Origin of the sequence: Ruegeria profundi, assembly GCF_049800715.1 — a bacterium.
GTDB lineage: Bacteria > Pseudomonadota > Alphaproteobacteria > Rhodobacterales > Rhodobacteraceae > Ruegeria > Ruegeria profundi_A.
The window spans coordinates 317,453-339,633 of sequence record NZ_JBNAFO010000003.1 but is presented as its reverse complement, the minus strand read 5'-3'; the positions used below and the strand labels follow the sequence as shown (position 1 = coordinate 339,633).

Here is a 22,181-nt window from a genome sequence, read left to right as displayed (position 1 = left end):
GAACCGTAGGAAACCAGTCTGAGTCAGACGTTAACGCAACTGCAGAATTTCAGCCGAATTTTCGTCTTTTTTGCCAAGTTCCAGGGAAAGTCCTGAAAAGTCGAACAATTTTGGATCCAACAAATGCGAGGGGCGGGCGTTGGTCAGGGCGCGGAACATCACCTGACGGCGACCGGGGCTGTTCTTTTCCCACTGATCGAGAATCTGTTTGACCTGCTGGCGCTGCAACCCATCCTGACTGCCACACAGATCGCAGGGAATGATCGGGTAATTCATAGCCTTGGCGAATTTCTCGCAATCGGCCTCGGCTACGTGGGCCAGTGGGCGGAAGACGAACAGGTCGCCTTCCTCATTAACCAGTTTGGGGGGCATGGTGGCCAGACGCCCGCCGTGGAACAGGTTCATGAAGAAAGTTTCCAGAATGTCATCGCGGTGATGACCCAGCACCACGGCCGAGCAGCCCTCTTCCCGCGCGATGCGATACAGGTTGCCCCGGCGCAGGCGCGAACACAGGGCGCAATAGGTCCGGCCTTGAGGGACCTTGTCCATCACAACGGAATAGGTGTCCTGATACTCGATCCGGTGGGGAACACCCATCCGCTCCAGAAATTCGGGCAGGACGGTGGCGGGAAAGCCGGGCTGCCCCTGATCCAGATTGCAGGCCAGTAAATCGACTGGCAGCAACCCGCGCCATTTCAGTTCATAGAGGACGGCAAGCAGGGTGTAGCTGTCCTTGCCGCCCGACAGGCAGACCAGCCAGCGCGGTGGTTTTCCGGCCTTGTCATGGGCGGAGGGGTCGATCATTCCGTACTGCTCGATCGCCTCACGGGTCTGGCGCACGATGCGTTTGCGCAGCTTCTTAAACTCGGTCGTCGAGGGCGCGCCAGCAAACAGCGGATGGATATCGTCGGCTTCATCAAACATAGGCCGTGATTACAGCGCAGGATGCGCGCGGGCAAGGTGTCGCGAACCGGGGCCGTTATTGGGGGAAGCGCCGCCTGTGCTATGCTCTGCGGATTTACCGACGGAGTTTAAAATGGACTATTTCTTTACCGTCCGCGGACGCAGCGGCAATACCTATTCAAACAAACTGGGCAAGGCGCGCTACCTAGCAATACCGTCCAACGTAAAGACGCCAGCACGTAAACATGAAATCCGAATCTCGGACTGGCTGGACAAGGTGCAGCAGGCCGCCGGGGCGACGGATCATGAAAAGGGCCACATCGTCTTTTTCGTGCATGGCTTCAACACCGAGCAGTTCGAGATGCTGGAGCGGCACCGCAAAATCCGGAAGGGGCTCGAGGCCCATGGGTTCAAAGGTGTGATCGTCAGCTATGACTGGCCAAGCGATGGATCCGTCTTGGGTTATAGCTCGGACAGGGCCGATGCCCGGCGCTCGGCGGATAAGCTGTTCAATGACGGGATCAGACGCCTGTCCAAAATGCAGACCCCGGATTGCCCCCATAATGTTCACGTTCTGGCGCATTCCATGGGGACGTTTCTGGTGCGCGAGGCCATGGACTATGCCGATGACGACCATGAGATTGCGCAGCACAGCTGGACCACCAGCCAGATCGCCTTTGTCGCGGCGGATGTCTCAGCCAAGTCTTTTCGCGAGGGCAGCGCCAAGACCTCATCTCTGATGCGGCGGTGTACGAGGCTGACATGCTACTACAGCCCGTTTGATGAGGTTCTATCGATCTCTGAGGTTAAGCGCGTGGGCGTTTCGCGTCGGTTGGGGCGTGTGGGTATGCCCTCGGACCACCCTGAAAAGGCGGTTAACCTGTATTGCGGCAAGTTCTTCAATGACAATCGCGCGGATTACCCGGATGGGCCATCCGCCAGCCACAGCTGGTATTTCGACTCGCCACGATTCTACGAGGATTTGCTCCACACTCTGCTGGGTAAGTTGGATCGTGAAGTCATCCCGACCCGAAGGTTCACGGACCGAGGGAATCTGGCGCTGGTCTAACCGTCTTCGGATTTTTCGGGCACCGGGTCATACCCCGTGCCGCCCAATGGGTGGCAGCGCCCGATTCTACGGGTGGCCAGCCACGCGCCTTTGATCGCGCCGTGTTTCTCTAGCGCTTCCAGCGCATAGGCCGAGCATGTTGGCTGGTAGCGACAATTGAATCCGACCCAGGGGCTGAAAATCAACCGGTATGCGCGCACGGGCAGGGCGAATATGCGCGCCAGTAGGGTCATTTGCGAGGGGCGTGGATCTTGCGCAGGGCATAGCGCAGATCGTTTAGCATGGCGTCAAACGCCCGCCCGGCGGTGACCTCGGCGCGGCCGATCAGGACATAGTCCCAGCCCTCATGCCCTTGTGTGGGCAGTACGGCGCGGGCTGCTTCACGCAGGCGGCGCTTGGCTCGGTTGCGGGCCACCGCATTGCCGACCTTTTTGGAACACGTAAACCCGACGCGAATGCCTGCGCCCTCGTCCGAAGCACGCTTGCGGGCCTGCACCATCATCGAGGATGTGCCTTGTCGACGCGCCCGCGCGGCTTTCAGGAAATCCGAACGGGTCTTGAGAACGGTCAGAGGTTTGGGCGCGCAAACGGACGCCGCCGGGGGCTTGACCCTCGGTTGGTTGATACCATCCTCAGGGGCCTCCGGCGGCGTCATGTTCATAACCTGATCGGTGAGGCGGTTTACGCGCTCAGCGATTTGCGGCCGCGTGCACGGCGCGCGTTCAGGATTTTGCGGCCGGCTTTGGTGGCCATGCGCGCGCGGAAACCGTGGCGGCGTTTGCGAACCAGGTTCGAAGGCTGATAGGTGCGTTTCATCGCTCCGTCTCCAATCTATAGCGGTGGGTGCGGCGCGGATTCGCCTGGCCCGAGTGTTCGAAGCCCGTCCTCTACTGCCAAGCGGGGGGTAAGTCAAACCCCAAGGCACGGGTTTTCGCGCCTTTTGCAACAATTCTGTAACCTGGCCGGTCAAAAGATTTCAGAATCCGGTTTTTTGCGCCCCGAACCCTCACATTCCCTGCCACAGAGTTCAAGGCCGCGTGAGGGGCCTGTTGCAGGACCACAGGGAAGCGCATGTTGGGGTCAGAATGAAACAACCAAAGCCGGACAGCCAGATGAGCGAAACGACCCAAGCACCGCGCAGCGGGTTTGCGCGCCATATTCCATTGCTTGTGATCCTGACCGTCGCCGCGGTGGGGTTCTTCACCCTTGGGGACTACCTGAGTTTTGAAACCCTGCGCGACAACCGCGAGGCCCTGTTGGCCTGGCGGGATGAGTACTACTGGGCCATGGCCGCAGCTTTCGTTGGGATCTATATCGTGATCGTGGCGTTTTCCCTGCCCGGGGCCGCCGTCGCCTCGATGACCGGTGGTTTCCTGTTCGGCCTGTTTGCAGGCACCGCGTTCAACGTGTTCGCAGCCACGATCGGCGCATCCGCCATCTTTCTGGCTGCGCGCTGGGGCTTGGGTGAGTCGTTGACGGCGCGGCTGGAATCCTCGGAAGGGACCATCAAGAAACTCAAGGACGGCCTGCGCGAGAATGAAATCTCGGTCCTGTTCCTGCTGCGCCTTGTGCCCGTGGTTCCGTTCTTTGTGGCCAATCTGGTCCCGGCACTGGTGGGCGTGAAGTTCCGCAACTTCCTGTTCACCACGGCGCTGGGCATCATTCCGGGCGGGATTGTCTACACCTGGATTGGTGTCGGCCTGGGTGGTGTCTTTGATCGCGGCGAAACGCCGGATGTTTCGCTGCTTTGGGAACCTTTTGTTGTCGGTCCGATCATAGGCTTGTGCGTATTGGCCGCTCTGCCCATTCTGATCAAAGCCCTGCGCGGGAAAAAGGACGCCTGAATTCCATGAAAGAGCTGAAAACAGATATCCTGGTCATCGGCGCCGGGTCGGGCGGTTTGTCGGTTGCGGCAGGGGCCGCGCAGATGGGGGCCGAGGTGATCCTGCTGGAAGGTCACAAGATGGGCGGCGATTGCCTGAACTTTGGCTGTGTCCCCTCCAAGGCCCTGATCGCCAGTGGCAAGATGGCTTATGGGCAGGCCCATTCGGCGCCCTTTGGCGTGGCCGATGTTGTACCGCAAGTGGACTATGGCGCCGCCAAGGATCATGTGCACGGAGTGATCGCTCAGATCGAGCCGATGGACAGTCAGGAACGGTTCGAAGGTTTCGGCGTCAAGGTGATCCGCGAATTTGGCACCTTCCTGTCTCCGACGCAGGTGCAGGCAGGTGAGAACGTGATCACCGCCCGGCGGGTTGTCATCGCCACCGGGTCATCGCCGCTTGTGCCGCCGATCCCGGGGCTGGACTCGGTGACGTTCTACACGAATGAAACCATCTTTGATCTGAAGGACAAGCCTGACCACCTGCTGATTATCGGCGGCGGCCCCATCGGGATGGAGATGGCGCAGGCCCATATACGGCTGGGCTGCAAGGTGACCGTGATCGAAGGCGCAAAGGCGCTGGGCAAGGATGACCCCGAGGCCGCAGCCCTCGTTCTGGAGACCCTGCGGGCCGAAGGGGTCGATATTCAGGAAGAAGCCATGGTCGCGCAAATCCGAGGCTCGGCTGGTGCGGTCGAGGTTGTCACCCAGAACGGAGACATCTTTGCCGGTACCCACCTTCTCATGGCAGCCGGACGCAAGGCAAATGTCGAACGCCTGAACCTTGAGGCCGCCGGGATTGACCGTACACGCAAGGGGATCACGGTGGATGATGCCCTGCGCACGACCAACCGCAAGGTCTATGCCATCGGCGATGTGGCGGGTGGTCTGCAATTCACCCATGTGGCGGGGTACCATGCGGGCATCATCATCCGCTCGGCCCTGTTTGGTCTGCCATCAAAGGCCAAGACAGCTCATATCCCATGGGCTACCTATACGGACCCAGAACTGGCTCAGGTCGGCCTGACCGAGGCACAAGCCCGTGAACAGCATGGTGACACGATCGAGGTCGCCCGGTTCGACTACCACCACAATGACCGAGCCATATCCGAGCGTAAGACAAAGGGCTTTATCAAGGTCATGGTCGTCAAAGGACGCCCCGTGGGCGCGACAATCGTCGGCCATCAGGCCGGAGAACTGATCAACTTGTGGTCCCTTGCGCTGGCCAATAACCTCAAGATGGGGCAGATCGCCGCGATGGTTTCGCCCTATCCGACGATCGGAGAGCTTAACAAACGTGTGGCGGGGGCTTATTTCTCGCCAAGGCTGTTTGAGAATCAGACGGTTAAACGCGTGGTCAGGTTCGTGCAACGCTGGATCCCCTGACCGGAAGAGGAGCGCCAATTGAACTCGCTGTCCGGCCGATTTCTGATCCTGACGACGGTCTTCGTGATGTTGGCCGAGGTCCTGATCTTTGTGCCGTCCATAGCGCGTTTTCGAGAGGACTTCCTACTGAACCGGCTGGAACGCGCACAGATCGCGTCTTTGGCGCTGCTGGCCGATGATATGCTCGCTGACGATCTTGAGGCCGAGCTTCTGGCAAATGCCGGTGTCTACAACGTTGTCCTTCGGCGCGATGAGGTGCGGCAGCTGATGCTGTCTTCGCCCATCCCGGAACAGATCACCAACACCTATGACCTGCGAGACGCGGGCCCGTGGATCCTGATCCGCGATGCGATGACCCGTATTTTTACCACTGAAAATGAGGTCATCCGTGTGATCGGTGAGCCGGTCAAAGGCGCTGGTCTGCTTATCGAGGTTACCATTGATAGCATGCCTTTGCGCATGGCGATGGTCGATTACGGGCTGCGCATTCTGGGGCTGTCTTTTGTTATTTCGATCATCACGGCTTTCTTCCTGTTCCTTGCGGTGCGCGTTGTGCTGGTGCGTCCGATCAAAAGCGTTGTCGGCTATATGCAGCGCTATGCCAGCGCGCCCGAGGATGCACGCGGCATTATCACTCCCAACTCCAAGGTCACCGAACTGCGTGAGGCGGAAGAGGCTTTAAAGATGTTGCAAACCGACCTGACGCAGGCGTTGAAACAACGCGAACGTCTGGCGCAACTGGGTGGCGCTGTCGCCAAAGTCAGCCATGACCTGCGCAATATCCTGACCTCGGCGCAGTTGTTTACGGATCGGATCGAAGCCAGCGATGACCCCTTGGTCCGCCGTATGGCACCCAAGCTGGTCAACTCGATCACTCGCGCGGTTTCGCTGTGTGAAAGCACCCTTGCCTTCGGTCGGGCGGAAGAGCCTGCGCCGACCCTGACCATGGTGCGCGTCCGCGACATCGCCGAAGATGTTGCCGCCAGCGAGCAGTTGGCCGTTGCCGATGCCTGCGTCGAAATCGTGAACGAGGTGCCCGAGGATCTGGTCGTGCGCGCAGACCCAGAGCAGCTCTTCCGTGTGATCATGAACCTTGTGCGCAATGCCCGGCAGGCTCTGGTCTCCTCAGGCAAACCCGGGCGCGTCACTGTCACCGGCTGCGCCATGGAGGCCAGCTGGTGCATCGAAATCCGCGATACCGGCCCCGGCCTACCGCCCAAAGCACGCGAGAATCTGTTCACGCCATTCCAAGGCGGCGTACGCAAGGGGGGCTCGGGCCTTGGGCTTGCGATTTCACAGGAACTGGTGCGCGGACATGGTGGAGATCTTGTGCTGAAAGAGACCGGACCCACCGGTACAACCTTTGAAATAAGCCTCCCACGCGGCGATCTAACTTTTTGAAGATTTTTTGCAGAATCGGCTTGCACGTCCCCCGCACCGGGTCTAAACACCGCTTCACCAACGCGGACCGATAGCTCAGCTGGATAGAGTACTTGACTACGAATCAAGGGGTCGGGGGTTCGAATCCTCCTCGGTCCGCCACTTCTCCCCTTAACTCATTGATTTTAAACGATTAAATCTAAGGTTGAGTTGGAATCCCCCAGGGGATTTGAACCTATCCCGCAACTAATCCCGCAACATTTGGGTGAGGCTAAGTCCGTTTGGGCGGTTAAGTACCACGTCCCTGTCTTTGCGGAATCGGATGGGGTGTTGTCGTTTCGGGAATTGTAATTCAAGATGAACAGGTGATGAGGTCCCGCTAATATTGGACCTTTGGGTGGAGCCGAGGCAAATGCCTCGGCCACGTATCGCCCTTCTGGCGACTGCTCACCTAGCGAGGTGTTGGGACCTCGCTAGGTCAGGGTGGGTGTTATATCGGGTTCATTCTTCTGCTCTTTCCTTGTCTTCTGGGCTGAAAGCGCGCCCGTAATCCTGTTCTGAAATCCGCCACTTTTTTGTTTCTGGGTTGTAGTGCAGTCGCCCTTCATCTTTGAAGCGAGTTAGATAACTTCGGAAGGTATGCGTTTCACAGCGAGCTCGCCGTTCGACTGGATCAACTTTCTTGTCTCAGGGTCCAGCTTGGGTCGCCCACCCGGATTACCGGAATGACCAGGCTTGAAGAGCGGTGTTGGTATAGTTAACTCCTCTCTTCTCAGAAAGCGAATGCACCAAGCAATAACTATCTATTTTGTATACTATAATTCGGTTTGCGTTACTAATACTTGTGCATTTTGCTGCGGGGCTGGTCGGTAGTCATGCCCGAACTAAGTCCACAGTGGATTTTTTTGGTCAGCGTCTGCTATCGTGCTGAGCGACCACTATATGCATAAAGTTCGACTGTCTGCTGCCGAAAGACCGCCTAGCGGCGCGTAGCCTTCATCAGAAAAAAGGTCGGATGACCGCGTTGAGCCTATTCTACTAAATGCTGCACGGTGCACAAATGTCCGATTGTGGGTGAAGCATCACCAGCCGAACAGGACCCGTTGGATCAAACCTCCCACTTCAAGCCTGTTTCTTGTTCAGTGACCTCCCAAAGCCTTGCCATGACGGTTTTGTCATACGCATGCGGGTTTAATGTGCCCCTGCCGACCGGGCCAACGGCTTCAAGGCGGCCCGTTGGTCCGTAGAGCGCGCGTTGTTCGGTCAAAGTCTTTTCGGCAGCGCATATGACTTCGGGATAGGACCCTTGCTCGGCCGTTTGAACCATCGGTGTTTTTGTCATGAGCCACCAGATGAACCGCATCGTCCGGCTGCCACTGGTGCTGATCAGCGACGTTGCCGAAGAGCCGGGATGGCAGACATAGACCTCGACTTCGGTACGCCCTGCGGCGGCAAGCCTGTCCTGTAATTCATAGGCGAACATCATTTGCGCCAGCTTGCTTTGCGAGTAGGCGATATTCGGCCCGTAACCCTCTTCCCAGTTCATGTCGTCGAACTTGATCGTCTTCAGACCCATGTTGTATCCAAGACTTGCCACAACAACGATCCGACCATTTGAGGCTTCGATCCGCTCAAACAGAAGACCACAGAGTAGGAAGTGACCGTAATGGTTGGTGCCGAGCTGGCTCTCGAACCCATTCTCTGTCAGTTTGCGAGTCGGCACCTGTGCGATGGCCGCATTGCAGATGAGCGCATCGATCCGGGAAACGGAATTCAGAACTTTGGCCGAAGCTTCGCGTACGCTTGCGAGCGAGGCCAGGTCCATGCGAATGAAGCTCACTTCTGCTTCACAACCGAACTCACTTTTCAGGTCCGCAACAGCTGCCCGAGACTTCTCAACCGAGCGGTTCAACATGACAACCTTGGCGTTCTTTTTAAGGAGCGTTCGCGCGGCCTGGAACCCGGCACCGGCGTTGGCACCCGTGATGAGGTAGGTCTCGCCGGAGAGGTCGTCGAGGCGCTCGGGCATCCAGCCCTTGGGTCCAAATGTGGTATCTGGCATCTTTTGTCTCCTATCTGCGTTGGCGCGGGGACCGAGTGAATTGTGTTTCGGCTTGGAAATGCAGATAGCTCTCACCAGAACACAGAAACAGGCGAGATTATCGCAAATACTTGCCCGATTGTATCAAGGTAGTTGCCTACAACGATCTGGAGCCTTTACATCTCTCCTATGAGCAAGGATCAGATCAAGCAAATCATCGCAGACCGAACCGAAACGGACGGCTTGACCGAGACGGGCATCAAGGGTGCACGCCTGTTTCGCGCCACGCGTTCAATCCCCTGTGTTCCAGCCGTTTACGAGCCCTGCATCGTGGCCATCGTGAGTGGGGTTAAGGAAGCCGTACTGGATGGCCGAAGATACGAATACGACAACAGCCGATATCTCTGCTGCCCAATGTCGATGCCGGTCAAGGCGGGGACGCCTTTGGCCTCGCATTACCACCCACTCTACGGAGTCATGATCACTCTTGAGCAACGCGCTATGACCGAGCTGGTGATGGAGATGGAAAATGCCGGCGGCGTTCTTCCTTCGGTCAAAGAAGAACTGCCGGAGCCGGGAATTAGGCTCGCGAGATGGGACGATGGATTCACTGAAGCGCTGCTGCGGCTACTGCAGCTCGGAAACAGCGAGACGGATACAGCAGTTCTCGGCGAGGCGCGATTGCGTGAGGTGCTCTATGCGATCCTGAGTGGAGAAGCTGGCACCTTCGCACGACAGGCATTTGGCGCTGGCAACGCCATCGCACGTTCAATTGCGCATGTGTCGTCACATCTGGATACGCCGATCTCGATTGAGGATATGGCAAGCCGAGCGGGCATGAGCCGGGCGGTTTTCCATCGCAAATTCAAGCAGGTCACGACGATGGCGCCAATCCAGTTCGTCAAGACGATGCGCCTCAACAACGCCGCCATGAAGATCGCGGGCGGGATACCTGTGAACGAAGCTGCAATGGACGTTGGTTACGTCAGCCCGTCCCAGTTCAGTCGCGAGTTCAGGCGCATGTATGGGCAATCACCGAGGAAATGGGGTGAGGCACAGAAACTGCTGGTCAAAGTTGCTTGAGGCTGATTTGCGTGAGCAAATCGAACCTTGGAGTCACCGCAGTGAACGGAAGCTTTTTCCGCAGAGCTGACGTTCTCGCTGGCTGTAGCGAACGTCTGTTGTTCGGGAAAAGCCCCAATTCGCTGCCGAGCAGCATCACGTTTGTAGAACGTGAGAAAACCGCAGAAACCGGACATTGCAAATTCGATGATCCCTAACAAGCAAAAAAACGTTAAGATAAATGAGCAGCCGGCCGGTACGATAGGCACATTGTCGGTACTGAATATTGAATCAAATTAGCTGTACGAGTTTCCGAACTTATTCAAAGTACTCGGGATGGCGTTCGTGAATAAACGCGATAGTGTCGTCGAGGCGGGATAAGTGTTTTCTGACTGCGTTTTGCGCTTTTGACAGATCCCGCGAGACAAGCCCATTTGCGATCTCATAGTGGTCTTCCAAAATGGAATTCGCCTCGCGATCTTTCTCAAGACCAAGCATACAGAGACGATCTACTTTTTGTTTGCATTCCATCATAACTTCGAACGCTAACGGGTTGCCGCCAAGGACGTAGATTAGTTTGTGAAAATCGTAATCGAGCGCGTGAAAGGCAGATAGATCCCCTTGCGTCAGAGCATTCTCCTGAAGGGCTAAGTTTTCGCTTAGCTTCGCATCCCGATCTGAATCCCAAGTCTCAACCGCCATGTAAACTATTTCAAGTTCGACGGCCCTTCGCACCAAACGAGCAAGCTCTAGGCGATCCATTGAAAAGCCGCGCACCTCGGTTGCTTTTTGCGGTCGGATAAGTAGCAAATCCTCATTTCCAAGCCTGGTGAAGGCGTTGCGAACAGGTTGGCGAGAAACGCCAAATCGGCGTGCGACTTCCGTCTCGGACAATTTTGTACCGGGAAGAATTTCGAGCGAAACGATCTGATCGTGCAGTGTTTCGTAGACGGCATCAGTGGTTGTTCGGGTTCTAATTCCGTCCACGATTTTTTCTTTCATCCTCTGATTCATAATCCTGTCACCACGATCTGATGGGTGGTTAAGGCACTGTTTTATATAGAAAAAAGCCATATTTCGTATGTATTTCAGTAAGGCTTTTTCGGTTAATATCAAAGAGCCTGTAACCATTGAAGTCAAGGCCGTCACATGTTTCAAACGAGTTGTTGACATAACTTGGATACTAGTGTCCTTATGAGTTCAGCAGTGATTCCGGCTCTGGGAGGAAGCAGGAAGTTTTGTGACTTTCATCCTCCAGACGACACATTTTGGCCTGTTGCTGCTCAGAAAAAACGGGAGGAGACCCATGACTTCTACGAAATCGCTTTTTGCAGCAGTAACCGTTGCACTGATCGCCTCTTCAGCGTCGGCTGAAAGCTGGCGCGCTTGGAACATTCACAATGACGGCCACCCCAATACGGCGGCGATGGACAAATTTGCTGAGCTTGTTGACACAGCCACAGATGGTGAAGTCACGGTAGATGTTTTCCACGGCGGCGTTCTTGGCTCGCAACCCGATGCGCTGGAGCAAGTGCGTATTGGAGCCATCGAGGTTGGCAACTTCAACCTTGGCCCGATTGGTCCGATGGTCAAAGAGGCAAACCTTGTATCGCTTCCGTTCATCTTCAAAAGTGTGCCGCACATGTTCCGCGTGATGGAAGGTGAAGCTGGTGCGGTCGTTGCCGAAGCGATGGGTGAGGCAGGAGTTCTTCCCCTTGCATATTTTGATGCTGGAGCCCGGTCATTCTACAGCCAGAAACCAATCAACTCTCCAGCCGATGTGGAAGGTCTGAAGATCCGAGTTATGAACAACGATCTCTACACTTCGATGATTTCGGCTATGGGTGGAAATCCGTCTCCAATGGCTTTTTCGGAAGTACAACAGGCACTGAAAACAGGCGTTGTTGATGGGGCGGAGAACAACTTCCCGTCGTTCAAAAACGTCGGCCATTACGAAGTGACGTCGCACTATTCGCTGTCTGAGCATTTGATCATCCCCGAGTGCATCTGTGTGAATACAGCCAAGTTCAACGCGCTTAGCCCCGAACTACAAGAAGCTGTACGTAGTGCGGCACAAGAAGCGGCTCTTTATCAGCGCGAACTGTGGGCTGTTGGATCTGAGCAAGCGCGCTCTGACGTTGAAGCGGCTGGCATCACAGTCAACGAAATCGCAGACAAAGGTCCCTTCCAGTCCGCGATGGACGTAGTCTATGCCGACTACCTCGCTGCCAACCCAGATATGAAGGCGTTGGTCGAGATGGCCCAGGCCACTGAGTGATTTGCCAAAGCGAATACAAATAAGCGCGTCCGGTTTCCTTAAAAGAAACCGGACTCGTAAATCCAAAAAAGGGGGGCAGTATGCAAGTTTCAGACAAGACATCAGAGTTTCTACGGAGGATGGATTTCTTCCTCGACCTGCTCGCCCGCCTTTGTAACTTGTTGGCCGGCGTCGCCATCGTGACTATGACCGCCATCTTCGCTTGGCTGGTCTTTGGCCGGTACGTCCTCAATGACACGCCCACCTGGGTTGAACAGGTATCGCTTTTACTTGTCATGGTTATTGCCTTCCTCGGCGCAGCAGCCGGAGTGCACAACCATACCCACCTCTCTGTTGTTCTTTTTCGGGGCATGGTGTCGCCGAAAGTACGAACAGTCTTTGTTTGCATCACAGATATGCTGCTAGTCGGGTTTGGCGCGATGATGTTCTGGTACGGGCTTGAATTGACCGAATTCAAATGGGGCACGCTGATCCCGCTTATTCAATGGCCCGAAGGCCTGAGATCCCTGCCTATGACAATTAGCGGAGCATTGGTCCTTCTGTTTTCCATCGGTCATCTGATCCGCCTGTTTCTAGGCGAGGATGCGCGGCAAGACAGTATTGATCAGGGTTAATCATGGGACTTGCAGTTCTTCTCGGGGTCTTCGCCCTTTCCGTCATAATCGGCACCCCGGTCGCTTACGCACTTGGGATTTCTGCCTTGGCTGCGTTTTGGTATGAAGGTTTGCCGTTGTTCGTCGGCTTTCAACGAATAGTCGCAGGAATCAACGTTTTTTCGCTTATGGCGATCCCGTTTTTCATTTTCGCTGGCGAGCTGATGTTCCACGGCGGGATAGCCGTTAGATTGGTCAGGTTCGCGCAAGCTGCTGTCGGTGCCGTGCGCGGCGGGCTTGGCATTGTTAACGTGTTTTCCTCCATGCTTTTTGGCGGGATTTCAGGTTCGGCGATCGCGGACATCTCCGCGCTGGGCTCAATTCTCATCCCCGTTATGAAAGATAAGGGATACGATGCTGACTATGCGGTAAATGTGACGGTGACGTCTTCTATCGCCGGGATCATCATTCCACCCAGTCACAATATGATCATCTTTGCTCTTGCAACGGGCGGTGTGGTGTCAATTTCCAAGCTGTTCTTGGCGGGCGTGGTCCCCGGCATCCTGATGTGCTGTTGCCTGGCAATTGCCGCATATGTGGTCGCAGTAAAGCGCGGCTATCAGGCTGAACGGTTTCCAGGATGGACGGCGCTGGCGTACGCGTTTATCGGCTCCATCCCCGGCTTGCTGACTGCCGTCATTATCGTCGGAGGTGTCCTATCAGGCATCTTTACTGTAACAGAGTCCGGTGCATTCGGGGCTATGTATGCCTTTGTTGTCACGCTGATCGTCTACCGCAGCCTGTCATGGGATGCCTTTAAGACTGCTGTAATTTCGTCAGTGCGCACAACGTCGATGGTCATGATCCTGATCGCCTGTGCCGGGGCCTTCGCGTACATGCTGACCTACAACCGCGTACCAACCAAAACGGTCGAGTTCCTTTTGGGTATAACCGAGAACCCGATCCTGATTTTGCTGATGATCAACGCCGTTCTTTTGCTGCTTGGCATGATTATGGATATGGCAGCATTGATCCTCATCTGCACGCCGATCTTCTTGCCGGTGATGAATATGCTTGGGATCGATCCGCTCCAATTCGGCATGATCCTTTTGGTGAACCTTGGTCTGGGGCTTTGCACACCTCCGGTCGGGACCTGTCTGTTTGTAGGCTGTGCGGTTGGCCAGTTGCCGATGGAAAAAGCCATTAGAACGATCTGGCCTTTCTACCTTGCGATCTTCGCAGCGCTGATGCTGATCACCTTCGTTCCTGCCATCTCGCTCACACTTCCCACTCTCCTAATCGGCCCATAAAGCCCAAAGGACGCCGCTATGCTGAATATCAAACGATTGGACATTGAAGAGGCACGACGGCTGATCGCGGTCGCTAGGCTCAAAGCCGAAGATATCGGGGTGCCTATGTGCATCGCTGTTACCGACGAGAGCGGTATCCTGATCGCATTTGAGCGAATGGATGGCGCCAAGATTACCAGCGTCAATCTGGCGATCGACAAGGCTTATACCGCAAGCGGCATCAAAAAGAGCACGCAAGCCTTGGGTGAAGTCAGTCAACCGGGAATGCCAGCGCATGGCATCGCCTCGGCCTTAGGCGGACGTATGGTGACCGTTGCCGGCGGTCTTCCTGTGCTTTCTGGTTCTGATGTCGTCGGCGGCATTGGCGTTAGTTCAGGCTCGCCTGCGCAAGATCATGACGTCGCCCAAGCTGGGGCAGATGTCTTTTCCAAAATGAAAAACCCAAACGCTTAGGAGGCGCATATGTCGAATCCAAAAATCGGTTTCATTGGCCTAGGCCAAATGGGCAGCAAGATGGTTGAATGCCTCCAAAAAAATGGTTTTGATCTTGTGGTCATGGGCCGCAACAAAGCGGCGGTTGCCCAAACCGTCGCGCGCGGAGCGGTCGAGGTTAGCACCCCTAGAGAACTCGCCGCGGCCAGTGATATCGTCATGCTCTGCGTGACAACATCTGACGTGGTCGAAAGCCTGATCTACGGCGAGAATGGTATTCTCGCTGGGATTAAAGAAGGCGCGGTGGTCATAGATTTCGGAACGTCCATTCCAGCTTCAACAAAGAAAATTGGCGCGGACCTTGCGAAAAATGGGGCGGGGATGCTCGACGCGCCGTTGGGGCGTTCACCTATGCACGCCAAGGACGGTTTGTTGAACATCATGGCAGCAGGCGATATCGAAACGTTTGAAAAGGTCAAACCTGTGCTCGACGTGCAGGGCGAGAACGTGTTCCATCTTGGTGCACTCGGCGCGGGCCATACGACTAAGCTGATCAACAACTTCATGGGTATGACAACAGCGTGTACCATGAGCCAGGCATTTGCAGTTGCAAAACAAGCTGGCATCGATGGCCAGCAGCTTTTTGAGATCATGTCTGCGGGCCCGTCCAATTCTCCATTCATGCAATTTTGCAAGAATTACGCCGTCGATGGCGTAAGTGATCTTGGGTTTTCGATCAGCAATGCCAACAAGGACATCGCCTACTTCGTTCAGATGATTACTGACATTGGAACGCGCTCCGAAATCGCTGAAGGCACTTCCGCAAATCTTAAAACGGCGCTTGATGCAGGGATGGGCGAAGGCAATGTACCCGAAATCTACGACATGTTCGTCAAACGCGGTGCAGCCTAGGCGACCCACAATGGCACACGACAACTTTTAAAGCTGAGCAAAGATGAGGGATGCCCATGAAACTCGCTGGAAAATCGGCAATTGTAACTGGAGCCGGCCGCGATATCGGTGCAGCAGTCGCTCTCAAGCTTGCCTCCGAGGGCGCAAACGTCGCAATAAACTATTTTGCCAGCAGCGCAGGCGCTGAGGACGTTGTGGCCAAGATCAAAGCAAATGGCGGGACCGCATTCGCGCTTCAAGGAGACCTAACGCAGGAAAGCGAGGTTGACGCATTGGTGGCGCGATCTCTCGCGGAATTCGGCAGTATTGACGTTTTGGTCAATAATGCGGGCGGTTTGGTTGCCCGCAAAACAGTCGCAGAGTCCTCACTTGAACATTGGCGGTATGTGATGGACTTGAACCTGACCAGCAACTTCATGATGACCAACGCCTGTTTGGCTCATATGAAAAGCGGTGCAATTGTCAACTTGGCAAGCCAAGCTGCTCGCGATGGCGGTGGCCCCGGCTCAGTTCTGTATGCGACCTCAAAGGGCGCAATCATGACGCTGACGCGGGGTTTGGCCAAAGAGCTGGGCCCGGATATCAGGGTCAATGGGCTGTGCCCTGGGATGATTGATACTGATTTTCATAACATCCACACACCGGACGCAGGACGTCGCGGCTTTGAAGCCGCTGCGCCAATGAAACGTCAGGGCACCATTGAGGATGTCGCAAATCTTGTCCTATTCCTAGCCTGCGACGACAGTGCTTTCATTACAGGAGCTAATGTCGATCTGAATGGTGGAATGCTTTTCTCATAGTGTAGCGGAGGTACACCTTGCCTGAGTTTCCAGTTATCTCGACAGGAGAGAATGTCACACGGCAAGTTCTCTCTGATCATCCCAATCTCATGGTTGTTGCCTTTCGGTTCAGCAAAGCAGGTGCGATAGGCGCGTTGCACAGCCATCCGCATGTCCAGTCAACCTATGTCGAAAGTGGCCGGTTCCGGTTCACTTTGGGCGAAAGTGACCAAGAGTTCGGGCCAGGAGACAGTTTTGTCATTCCTTCAGATCAAACCCACGGATGTGTTTGCCTGGAACCAGGAAAGCTCGTAGATAGCTTCACTCCGCGGCGTGACGATTTTTTGTAGAACCCATGCGTATCTTAGCAATAGGCGAGTGCATGGCGGAACTTGCTCCCCTGGGCGGTCCAGGGGAGTTCAAGATCGGGTACGCTGGTGATACGTTCAACACGGCTTGGTATTTAGCGAATATATCACCAAATACAGAGGTCGCTTATTTCACGACAGTTGGTGACGACAAACTGTCTCGCGAAATGCGAGCCTTCATTGACAGAACAGGCATCGATACCTCTCACATTTGCGAAATTTCGGATGGAACCGTGGGTCTCTATATGATCCACCTTTCCAACGGCGAGCGTAGTTTTTCCTACTGGCGCAACAGCTCTGCGGCCAAACGGCTTGCGGACGACCCAGATGCGCTTGACCGTGCTATCGAAAAAGCGGATTTGATCTATTACTCAGGAATTACGCTGGGAATTCTTGGTCCTCAATCGCGTGAAAATCTACTTGGTGCTCTCCAAAGGGGTCGCGATGTAGGGAAATCCGTGGCTTTCGATACGAACATCAGACCGAAACTTTGGTCGAGTACCGAAGAAATGAAGCGTTCAATCATGCGCGCTGCTGAGCTCTCGGATATCGTGTTGCCGTCTTTTGACGATGAAAGCGCGTGGTTTAATGACGACTGTCCGACCGCGACTCTTGAACGATATGCAAGACTTGGTGTGGAGCGGGTCGTCGTAAAGAACGGCGAGCATTCTGTGGTTTATAAAGATGGGAATATTAGAGGGGAGGTGCCTACTAAGCCGGAAACTTCCGCTATTGATACAACAGCCGCTGGTGACAGCTTCAACGCTGGCGTTTTGCTCAGCGTATCGGAGAAAAGTGATTTCCGCGCAGGGATATCGTTGGGCTGCAAATTGGCCAGCTACGTGATCCAAGCCAAAGGAGCGCTAGTTCCTGTCGATCCACTGCGTGTTACAGCTTGAGGTGGTAATCCCCGACTTGTGTTTAACGTGGAATAAGCGCACCGCACGGCCACTATCTGCAGAAAGGCAGCTTAAATACTGAAACAATAAAGGCGTTAGAAAAGGTCATTCGCTTGAGTCCAATCAAACGACCGCAATACGCAGTGTGCCATTGGTCGTCTAGGCAAAAAGCAGATGTGAGTGTGCCCTAGTTTCAGCGATAATCTCAATGGCAATTGACGCGGGCGTCGGCCAGTTGGGGTGCAAGATTGCTTCAACAATATCCGCGTCAGCTACAAACTGCGCGTTATGTTTCGCCGCAAGATAGCGCATGTGGCGGTTTTCCTTCAGGCACATCATTTGGATAGACCGGACGCCTCTGTTCTGCGCCATCGCGTACATCTGTTGAAACAAAGCGTCGCCAATCCCAAGGCCTCGGCACTCGGCTTCGACAGAGAATGCAGCCTCTGGCTTTGATGGTAATGAATGAAAGAGGCCGCGCAGTTCCACAAGGCCCCTCAATTGTCCCCAGACAAACGCCCCACAAGCGATACTGTCATACCGAAGGATGTTCTGTGCGTAGCTCAAGACGTATTTGGCGTTGACGGCTCCACAAAACCGTGCTCGCCGCGTTTCGATATCTAACTACAGAAAATGATTACAGATGTTACTTTGATCGCCGGAACGGAGAGGATGAACGATCGGGTCTTGTAGTGCTCTCCTGACTTTCAGTTTTCGCGTTTCCTGTTTGGCAGGTTGGTATGGGCCAGCATTTTCGGGAGGAGGTGAAAATGCTGGCCCTTTGCGATGGCGCTCCCCGTTGGCTTTTTCGCCGCCGCTTATGCTGGCTTACTCTGGGAGGAGCGAGGACCAGCAAACTTGTGTAATCTTCTGACCTGAAGGCCCACTTCTCTATTCGTCAGCCATTAGTTTTTCGGCATATTCCGGGATCTCAGATCGCGAAATTCCGATCTGAGCGAGTTGGTAGTCACTCATATTCGAAAGCGCAGAGAGCATCCGGGCCATTTTCAGTGCTTTCAAAGCAGCTTTAGTCGTGGATCTGATCCACACAAAGAATGCGATTGATTGGGCGATCGCGTGATCGCGATACGTAGCAGGGGCTTGGGTGTTAACAGCCATAGGCGGCCTCCAACGCAAGATTTTTGATGCTGCTTCTCGAGATACCCAAATCTATTAAGTCACGGTCAGATAACACCGAGAGTTCATAGTAAGTTTCGCGATAAACCCTGCGTTTGGCCTGTGCCTTGCGTATCGTGTCCAGCTTTTGATGAAAGAACGTGCGGCCAGCTTCGAAAACGACATCCAGCGCGCTGTTTGATCGTGTAATTGCCATGATATTGCCTCGTCCGTTGCTGCAATGCAGTATTTATGCTGCAATGCAGAGATAAGGGTATTTGGTAGCGCTCACAACTCGCCATTTTGGCAAAGGCCCCATGCCATATTGGAATAGCAAAAGGTCATGACATGGACATTTCTGCGCAAATGCTAATCTTTGCGACGGTTGTCGAGCAGGGCAGTATTTCTGCGGCTGCAAGATCAATGGGCCAGACCCCATCAGCAGTAAGTAAGCAGATCGGGTTACTTGAAGATCAGGTGCACTACCGCCTTCTGAATCGTACCAGAACGGGTGTCTCTCCAACGCGGGAAGGCCAAGATTTCTATGAAAAATGCAAAGCGATGGCTGACAAATTCAATGAAGCCAAAGCGATGATCCACAGCTTTGACGGTGTCCCACGCGGAGAACTCAGGATCGCATCCACTGTTGCATTCGGTAAGTCCCAACTGATTCCTGCTCTGCCAGAGTTCATGAAAGAGAACCCTCAGGTTCAAATGTCTTTGGATTTGACCGACCGAGAAATTGATCTTCGGAGTGAAGGCTTCGATGCGGCGATCTGCTTTGCGGAACAACGCAAGAATCCAGATATGGTCATTAGGCGCGTTATGAAGAGTCGAAGGGTACTATGTGCCTCACCTGAATACCTTGCGCGTTGTGGAACACCGTCGAATATTACCGAATTGGCTGAGCACAATTGCTTGAGAGTTGCTGGGAGAAGCCAACGGAACGCTTGGAACAGCATCGAACCGAACGCAGGCGAAAAATTTGAAGCAACGGGCAGCTTTGAGGGGAACAGCACCGATGTCGTCTTTAGAGCCGCTCTGGCTGGTATCGGGATCGCACGGCTGCCCTGCTATATGGCAAACAGGAAATTTCTCTCCGGCGAACTTGTCCATGTCATGCCGGAGTATGCACCGCCCAGCACGGATATCGTCGTAATGTTTGCCGAAAGGCGGAATCTGGCACCAAAAACGCGCGCGTTTGTGGATTATCTCGCGCGGCGGTTTCGGGATACCGAAGAGAACCAAAGGAACGGCTAACCACGCATAAAAGTGTTAATACGTTTGACCCGCAGATGAGCTGAACACTTAACAATGGATCGCTTCACCTAAAACCGCTGCGACAGTATCCATCCATCGTTTCGACACCATAAAAGCATCCAATAGTAGGGATTGCGGGCCAAGACCTTGTCGCAGAATTTCTAACTCCGAAGTTCAAGTTTCCGGGGCTTCCAAGGGCTTGGCCAAGATGGGCCGAGGATTGCTACGAAGAGATATCAATGCATGACTGGCTTGGTAGCTTGTACCAATTATTTCAAATAGGTGTTGAACCAATCAATTGTGCGGTCCCAGGCTAGGTTTGCCATTTCCTCATCATAGCGTGGCGTACTGTCGTTATGAAAACCGTGGTTGGCGTTTTCGTATGTATATGCCTCGTATACTTTGTCGTTGGCCTGCAGGGCGGCCTCAAAATCCGGCCACCCTGCGTTGATGCGCTCATCAAGCTCTCCCATTTGAATCAGTAGCGGCGCCTGAATTTTAGCCACATCCTCAGCTGCCGGCTGGCGACCATAGAACGGCACGCCTGCTGCCAATTCCGGATAGGCCACAGCAATTGCGCTGACTACGCCGCCACCGTAGCAGAAACCCACTGCGCCGACCTTTCCGGTACTGTCATCTCGGTTCAATAGGTATTCAAATCCATTGAAAAAATCGTTCATCAACTCGACCCGGTCCACTGTCTTTTGCAGTTCGCGCCCATCTGCGTCGTTGCCGGGGTATCCTCCCACCGATGTCAGGCCGTCTGGAGCCAGAGCCATAAACCCGGCTTTCGCCAATCTGCGCGCGACATCTTCGATGTACGGGTTAAGGCCGCGGTTTTCGTGGATTACCAGCACCGCGGGCAGGGGTTCTTCAACGCCTGCGGGCCTGACCAGGTAGCCCCGCACGTCACCGGTTCCATTTGGTGAGGGATAGGTGATGTAGTCTGCATGGATATCGGGATCGTTAAATGACACCTGCTGTGCTAGGGCATAGTTCGGACTAAGCATTTTCAGCAACGCGACCGCTGATAAACCGCCAACCGCAAATTTGCTGGCGCGGTCCAGAAATTGGCGTTTAGTGATTTTGCCGTGCGCATAAAAGTCATACAGATCAAGAAGTTCCTGGTCGAAGTCTTTTGCCGTCATACGGGTCATGGTGAAGCTCCTAAAGAGTTTTGTGATCCGGAGGGTTGGTAATTTCCAGTCAATGGGACTCGGTTGCGCTATTGGAGGCTCAGCTTGGATTTACGCGGCTTTGAGATGCTCCAAGGCAGCCTGCGTGCCACCTGCTGTATGAGGCACGCCGCTCTTGGCGAGGCCCATTTCTACGCCTGAGAGTGTGGCCATCAACATCAGGTCGTTGAAATCGCCCAAGTGACCTATGCGAAAAACCTTGTCGGCTACTTTGGACAGGCCATTTCCAAGTGAGATATCATAGTGCTCCAGCGTAGTTGCGCGAAATACATCAGCAGAATGTCCTTCAGGTACTTTAACAGCGGTCAGTACGCCCGACTCCTGACCTTGGCGAGCACACAATACCTCAAGCCCCCATGCTTGCACCGCAGCCCGCGTCGCGGCGCCATGGCGGGAATGCCGTGCGAACACGTTCTCCAGCCCCTCTTCGTGCAACATATCGATGGCCTCATTTAGTCCATAGAGGAGATTGGTACCGGGCGTATAAGGGAAGAACCCTTTCTGGTTGGGTTCGATCATATCATGCCAATCCCAATAACTTCGTGGCATATTCACGGATTTTGAATGTTCCAGTGCACGGTCGCTTACAGCGTTAAAACTCAGACCAGGCGGTAGCATCAGTCCTTTTTGCGAACCAGAGACACAGACATCAACGCCCCAGTCGTCGAACCTAAAATCGATCGACCCTAGGCCAGAAATGGAGTCAACAATGAGGAGCGCAGGGTGCTTTGCCGCATCTATAGCTCTGCGCACTTCCTCAATCGACGAGACTGACCCAGTAGAAGTTTCATTGTGGACGACGCATACCGCCTTGATCGCGTGCTGACTATCTTCGCGCAGGCGGTCTTCGATCTGATTTGGATCCGCACCGCCACGCCAATCTCCTTCAATCAGTTCTGGCTGCAATCCCAGTTTTCCTGCCAAATTGCACCACATGAAGGCGAAATGTCCTGTTTCGAACATGAGAACTTTTTCGCCTGGCGAAACACTGTTCACAAGTGCTGCTTCCCATGCACCGGTGCCGGATGAGGGGTAAATAAAGACGTTCTGCCTTGTTTTGAAAATGGTTTTTATCCCACTAAGGGCCCTGTTCCCTACTTCAGCAAAATCGGGCCCCCGGTGATCAATGGTCTGTGTGCTGATGGCCTTCAGGATGCGCTCTGGCACAGCACTTGGCCCTGGAATCTGCAAAAAGTGCCTGCCCGCCTGACGCATTTGAAATGATCCTTATGCTGGTGCCAAAAGAGTGGTGCTATTAACCATTGCAAAAGTTAATTATGAATTCATTATTCAGTCAATGGGCAAGTAGAGCCTC

25 protein-coding genes and 1 tRNA gene are annotated in these 22,181 nt (G+C 54.5%); 15 read left to right on the top strand and 11 right to left on the bottom strand.

The window, feature by feature from the left end:
• Positions 1 to 30: 30 nt before the first annotated feature.
• Positions 31 to 924, bottom strand: a complete 894-nt coding sequence (gene ttcA / locus ACP15L_RS07715; RefSeq protein WP_425083732.1) for a tRNA 2-thiocytidine(32) synthetase TtcA — start codon at positions 922 to 924, stop codon at positions 31 to 33.
• A gap of 112 nt (positions 925 to 1,036) precedes the next feature.
• Between ttcA and ACP15L_RS07710 the strand changes: the two genes are divergently transcribed.
• Positions 1,037 to 1,972 carry an alpha/beta fold hydrolase gene (locus ACP15L_RS07710; protein WP_425083731.1) on the top strand — a complete coding sequence of 312 codons (936 nt, stop codon included), beginning with the start codon at positions 1,037 to 1,039 and terminating at the stop codon, positions 1,970 to 1,972.
• On the opposite strand, the gene yidD is transcribed toward ACP15L_RS07710, so the two are convergent.
• From yidD to rpmH, 3 genes are read right to left on the bottom strand one after another with little or no spacing between them, the layout of a single operon-like run.
• On the bottom strand, positions 1,969 to 2,205 hold the full coding sequence (yidD, locus tag ACP15L_RS07705; protein ID WP_425083730.1) for a membrane protein insertion efficiency factor YidD: 237 nt from the start codon (positions 2,203 to 2,205) through the stop codon (positions 1,969 to 1,971). The genes ACP15L_RS07710 and yidD overlap by 4 nt on opposite strands.
• Positions 2,202 to 2,627: a ribonuclease P protein component gene (gene rnpA, locus ACP15L_RS07700; RefSeq protein ID WP_425083729.1), complete on the bottom strand. Its 426-nt coding sequence runs from the start codon at positions 2,625 to 2,627 to the stop codon at positions 2,202 to 2,204. The genes yidD and rnpA overlap by 4 nt, the downstream gene beginning before the upstream one ends.
• Positions 2,628 to 2,653: 26 nt before the next feature.
• On the bottom strand, positions 2,654 to 2,788 hold the full coding sequence (rpmH, locus tag ACP15L_RS07695) for a 50S ribosomal protein L34 (RefSeq protein WP_005980833.1): 135 nt from the start codon (positions 2,786 to 2,788) through the stop codon (positions 2,654 to 2,656).
• Positions 2,789 to 3,057: 269 nt separating this feature from the next.
• Here rpmH and ACP15L_RS07690 point away from each other — a divergent pair, with 269 nt between their 5' ends.
• The 4 genes from ACP15L_RS07690 to ACP15L_RS07675 all read left to right on the top strand — a co-directional run bounded on the left by ACP15L_RS07690 (position 3,058) and on the right by ACP15L_RS07675 (position 6,782).
• Complete coding sequence (locus tag ACP15L_RS07690) at positions 3,058 to 3,816, top strand: TVP38/TMEM64 family protein (protein WP_425083728.1); 759 nt, start codon at positions 3,058 to 3,060, stop codon at positions 3,814 to 3,816.
• Positions 3,817 to 3,821: 5 nt separating this feature from the next.
• On the top strand, positions 3,822 to 5,240 hold the full coding sequence (locus tag ACP15L_RS07685) for a dihydrolipoyl dehydrogenase family protein (protein ID WP_425083727.1): 1,419 nt from the start codon (positions 3,822 to 3,824) through the stop codon (positions 5,238 to 5,240).
• A gap of 18 nt (positions 5,241 to 5,258) precedes the next feature.
• Positions 5,259 to 6,641 carry an ATP-binding protein gene (locus ACP15L_RS07680; RefSeq protein WP_425083726.1) on the top strand — a complete coding sequence of 461 codons (1,383 nt, stop codon included), beginning with the start codon at positions 5,259 to 5,261 and terminating at the stop codon, positions 6,639 to 6,641.
• 64 nt (positions 6,642 to 6,705) lie between these two features.
• A tRNA-Arg gene (locus ACP15L_RS07675) sits at positions 6,706 to 6,782 on the top strand.
• A 946-nt stretch (positions 6,783 to 7,728) separates the two neighbouring features.
• On the opposite strand, the gene ACP15L_RS07670 is transcribed toward ACP15L_RS07675, so the two are convergent.
• On the bottom strand, positions 7,729 to 8,682 hold the full coding sequence (locus ACP15L_RS07670; protein ID WP_425083725.1) for an SDR family oxidoreductase: 954 nt from the start codon (positions 8,680 to 8,682) through the stop codon (positions 7,729 to 7,731).
• A gap of 168 nt (positions 8,683 to 8,850) precedes the next feature.
• Here ACP15L_RS07670 and ACP15L_RS07665 point away from each other — a divergent pair, with 168 nt between their 5' ends.
• Positions 8,851 to 9,744, top strand: a complete 894-nt coding sequence (locus ACP15L_RS07665) for an AraC family transcriptional regulator (protein ID WP_425083724.1) — start codon at positions 8,851 to 8,853, stop codon at positions 9,742 to 9,744.
• Positions 9,745 to 10,041: 297 nt separating this feature from the next.
• Here ACP15L_RS07665 and ACP15L_RS07660 read toward each other — a convergent pair whose 3' ends face one another.
• Entirely contained in the window at positions 10,042 to 10,725 is a 684-nt protein-coding gene (locus tag ACP15L_RS07660) for a GntR family transcriptional regulator (protein WP_170375924.1), read from the bottom strand.
• Positions 10,726 to 10,963: 238 nt separating this feature from the next.
• Between ACP15L_RS07660 and ACP15L_RS07655 the strand changes: the two genes are divergently transcribed.
• The 8 genes from ACP15L_RS07655 (at position 10,964) to ACP15L_RS07620 (ending at position 17,294) form a co-directional block, all read left to right on the top strand.
• Positions 10,964 to 12,001, top strand: a complete 1,038-nt coding sequence (locus tag ACP15L_RS07655) for a TRAP transporter substrate-binding protein (RefSeq protein ID WP_425083723.1) — start codon at positions 10,964 to 10,966, stop codon at positions 11,999 to 12,001.
• 80 nt (positions 12,002 to 12,081) lie between these two features.
• Positions 12,082 to 12,615: a TRAP transporter small permease gene (locus ACP15L_RS07650; RefSeq protein WP_425083722.1), complete on the top strand. Its 534-nt coding sequence runs from the start codon at positions 12,082 to 12,084 to the stop codon at positions 12,613 to 12,615.
• Positions 12,616 to 12,617: 2 nt separating this feature from the next.
• Positions 12,618 to 13,904 carry a TRAP transporter large permease gene (locus ACP15L_RS07645; RefSeq protein WP_170375920.1) on the top strand — a complete coding sequence of 429 codons (1,287 nt, stop codon included), beginning with the start codon at positions 12,618 to 12,620 and terminating at the stop codon, positions 13,902 to 13,904.
• 18 nt (positions 13,905 to 13,922) lie between these two features.
• Entirely contained in the window at positions 13,923 to 14,357 is a 435-nt protein-coding gene (locus ACP15L_RS07640) for a GlcG/HbpS family heme-binding protein (RefSeq protein WP_425083721.1), read from the top strand.
• A 9-nt stretch (positions 14,358 to 14,366) separates the two neighbouring features.
• Positions 14,367 to 15,248 carry an NAD(P)-dependent oxidoreductase gene (locus ACP15L_RS07635; RefSeq protein ID WP_425083720.1) on the top strand — a complete coding sequence of 294 codons (882 nt, stop codon included), beginning with the start codon at positions 14,367 to 14,369 and terminating at the stop codon, positions 15,246 to 15,248.
• A gap of 56 nt (positions 15,249 to 15,304) precedes the next feature.
• A complete protein-coding gene (locus tag ACP15L_RS07630) occupies positions 15,305 to 16,048 on the top strand; it encodes an SDR family NAD(P)-dependent oxidoreductase (RefSeq protein ID WP_425083719.1) in 744 nt (247 codons plus the stop codon).
• Between the two features lie 17 nt (positions 16,049 to 16,065).
• Positions 16,066 to 16,377: a cupin domain-containing protein gene (locus ACP15L_RS07625; RefSeq protein WP_425083718.1), complete on the top strand. Its 312-nt coding sequence runs from the start codon at positions 16,066 to 16,068 to the stop codon at positions 16,375 to 16,377.
• A 5-nt stretch (positions 16,378 to 16,382) separates the two neighbouring features.
• The gene (locus tag ACP15L_RS07620) at positions 16,383 to 17,294 is read left to right on the top strand and encodes a sugar kinase (protein ID WP_425083717.1); all 912 of its coding nucleotides are present in this window, start codon (positions 16,383 to 16,385) and stop codon (positions 17,292 to 17,294) included.
• Between the two features lie 159 nt (positions 17,295 to 17,453).
• Here the strand turns inward: ACP15L_RS07620 and ACP15L_RS07615 are convergent, their stop codons facing one another.
• The 3 genes from ACP15L_RS07615 to ACP15L_RS07605 all read right to left on the bottom strand — a co-directional run bounded on the left by ACP15L_RS07615 (position 17,454) and on the right by ACP15L_RS07605 (position 18,627).
• Positions 17,454 to 17,861 carry an N-acetyltransferase family protein gene (locus tag ACP15L_RS07615; protein WP_425083716.1) on the bottom strand — a complete coding sequence of 136 codons (408 nt, stop codon included), beginning with the start codon at positions 17,859 to 17,861 and terminating at the stop codon, positions 17,454 to 17,456.
• A 324-nt stretch (positions 17,862 to 18,185) separates the two neighbouring features.
• Entirely contained in the window at positions 18,186 to 18,413 is a 228-nt protein-coding gene (locus tag ACP15L_RS07610) for a DUF1127 domain-containing protein (protein WP_425083715.1), read from the bottom strand.
• The gene (locus ACP15L_RS07605) at positions 18,403 to 18,627 is read right to left on the bottom strand and encodes a DUF1127 domain-containing protein (RefSeq protein ID WP_170375908.1); all 225 of its coding nucleotides are present in this window, start codon (positions 18,625 to 18,627) and stop codon (positions 18,403 to 18,405) included. The genes ACP15L_RS07610 and ACP15L_RS07605 overlap by 11 nt, the downstream gene beginning before the upstream one ends.
• 131 nt (positions 18,628 to 18,758) lie before the next feature.
• Here ACP15L_RS07605 and ACP15L_RS07600 point away from each other — a divergent pair, with 131 nt between their 5' ends.
• Positions 18,759 to 19,670 carry a LysR family transcriptional regulator gene (locus ACP15L_RS07600; RefSeq protein ID WP_425083714.1) on the top strand — a complete coding sequence of 304 codons (912 nt, stop codon included), beginning with the start codon at positions 18,759 to 18,761 and terminating at the stop codon, positions 19,668 to 19,670.
• A 269-nt stretch (positions 19,671 to 19,939) separates the two neighbouring features.
• On the opposite strand, the gene yghX is transcribed toward ACP15L_RS07600, so the two are convergent.
• Positions 19,940 to 20,827: a YghX family hydrolase gene (gene yghX / locus ACP15L_RS07595; protein ID WP_425083713.1), complete on the bottom strand. Its 888-nt coding sequence runs from the start codon at positions 20,825 to 20,827 to the stop codon at positions 19,940 to 19,942.
• A 90-nt stretch (positions 20,828 to 20,917) separates the two neighbouring features.
• On the bottom strand, positions 20,918 to 22,081 hold the full coding sequence (locus tag ACP15L_RS07590; protein ID WP_425083712.1) for a pyridoxal-phosphate-dependent aminotransferase family protein: 1,164 nt from the start codon (positions 22,079 to 22,081) through the stop codon (positions 20,918 to 20,920).
• Positions 22,082 to 22,181: the final 100 nt, after the last annotated feature.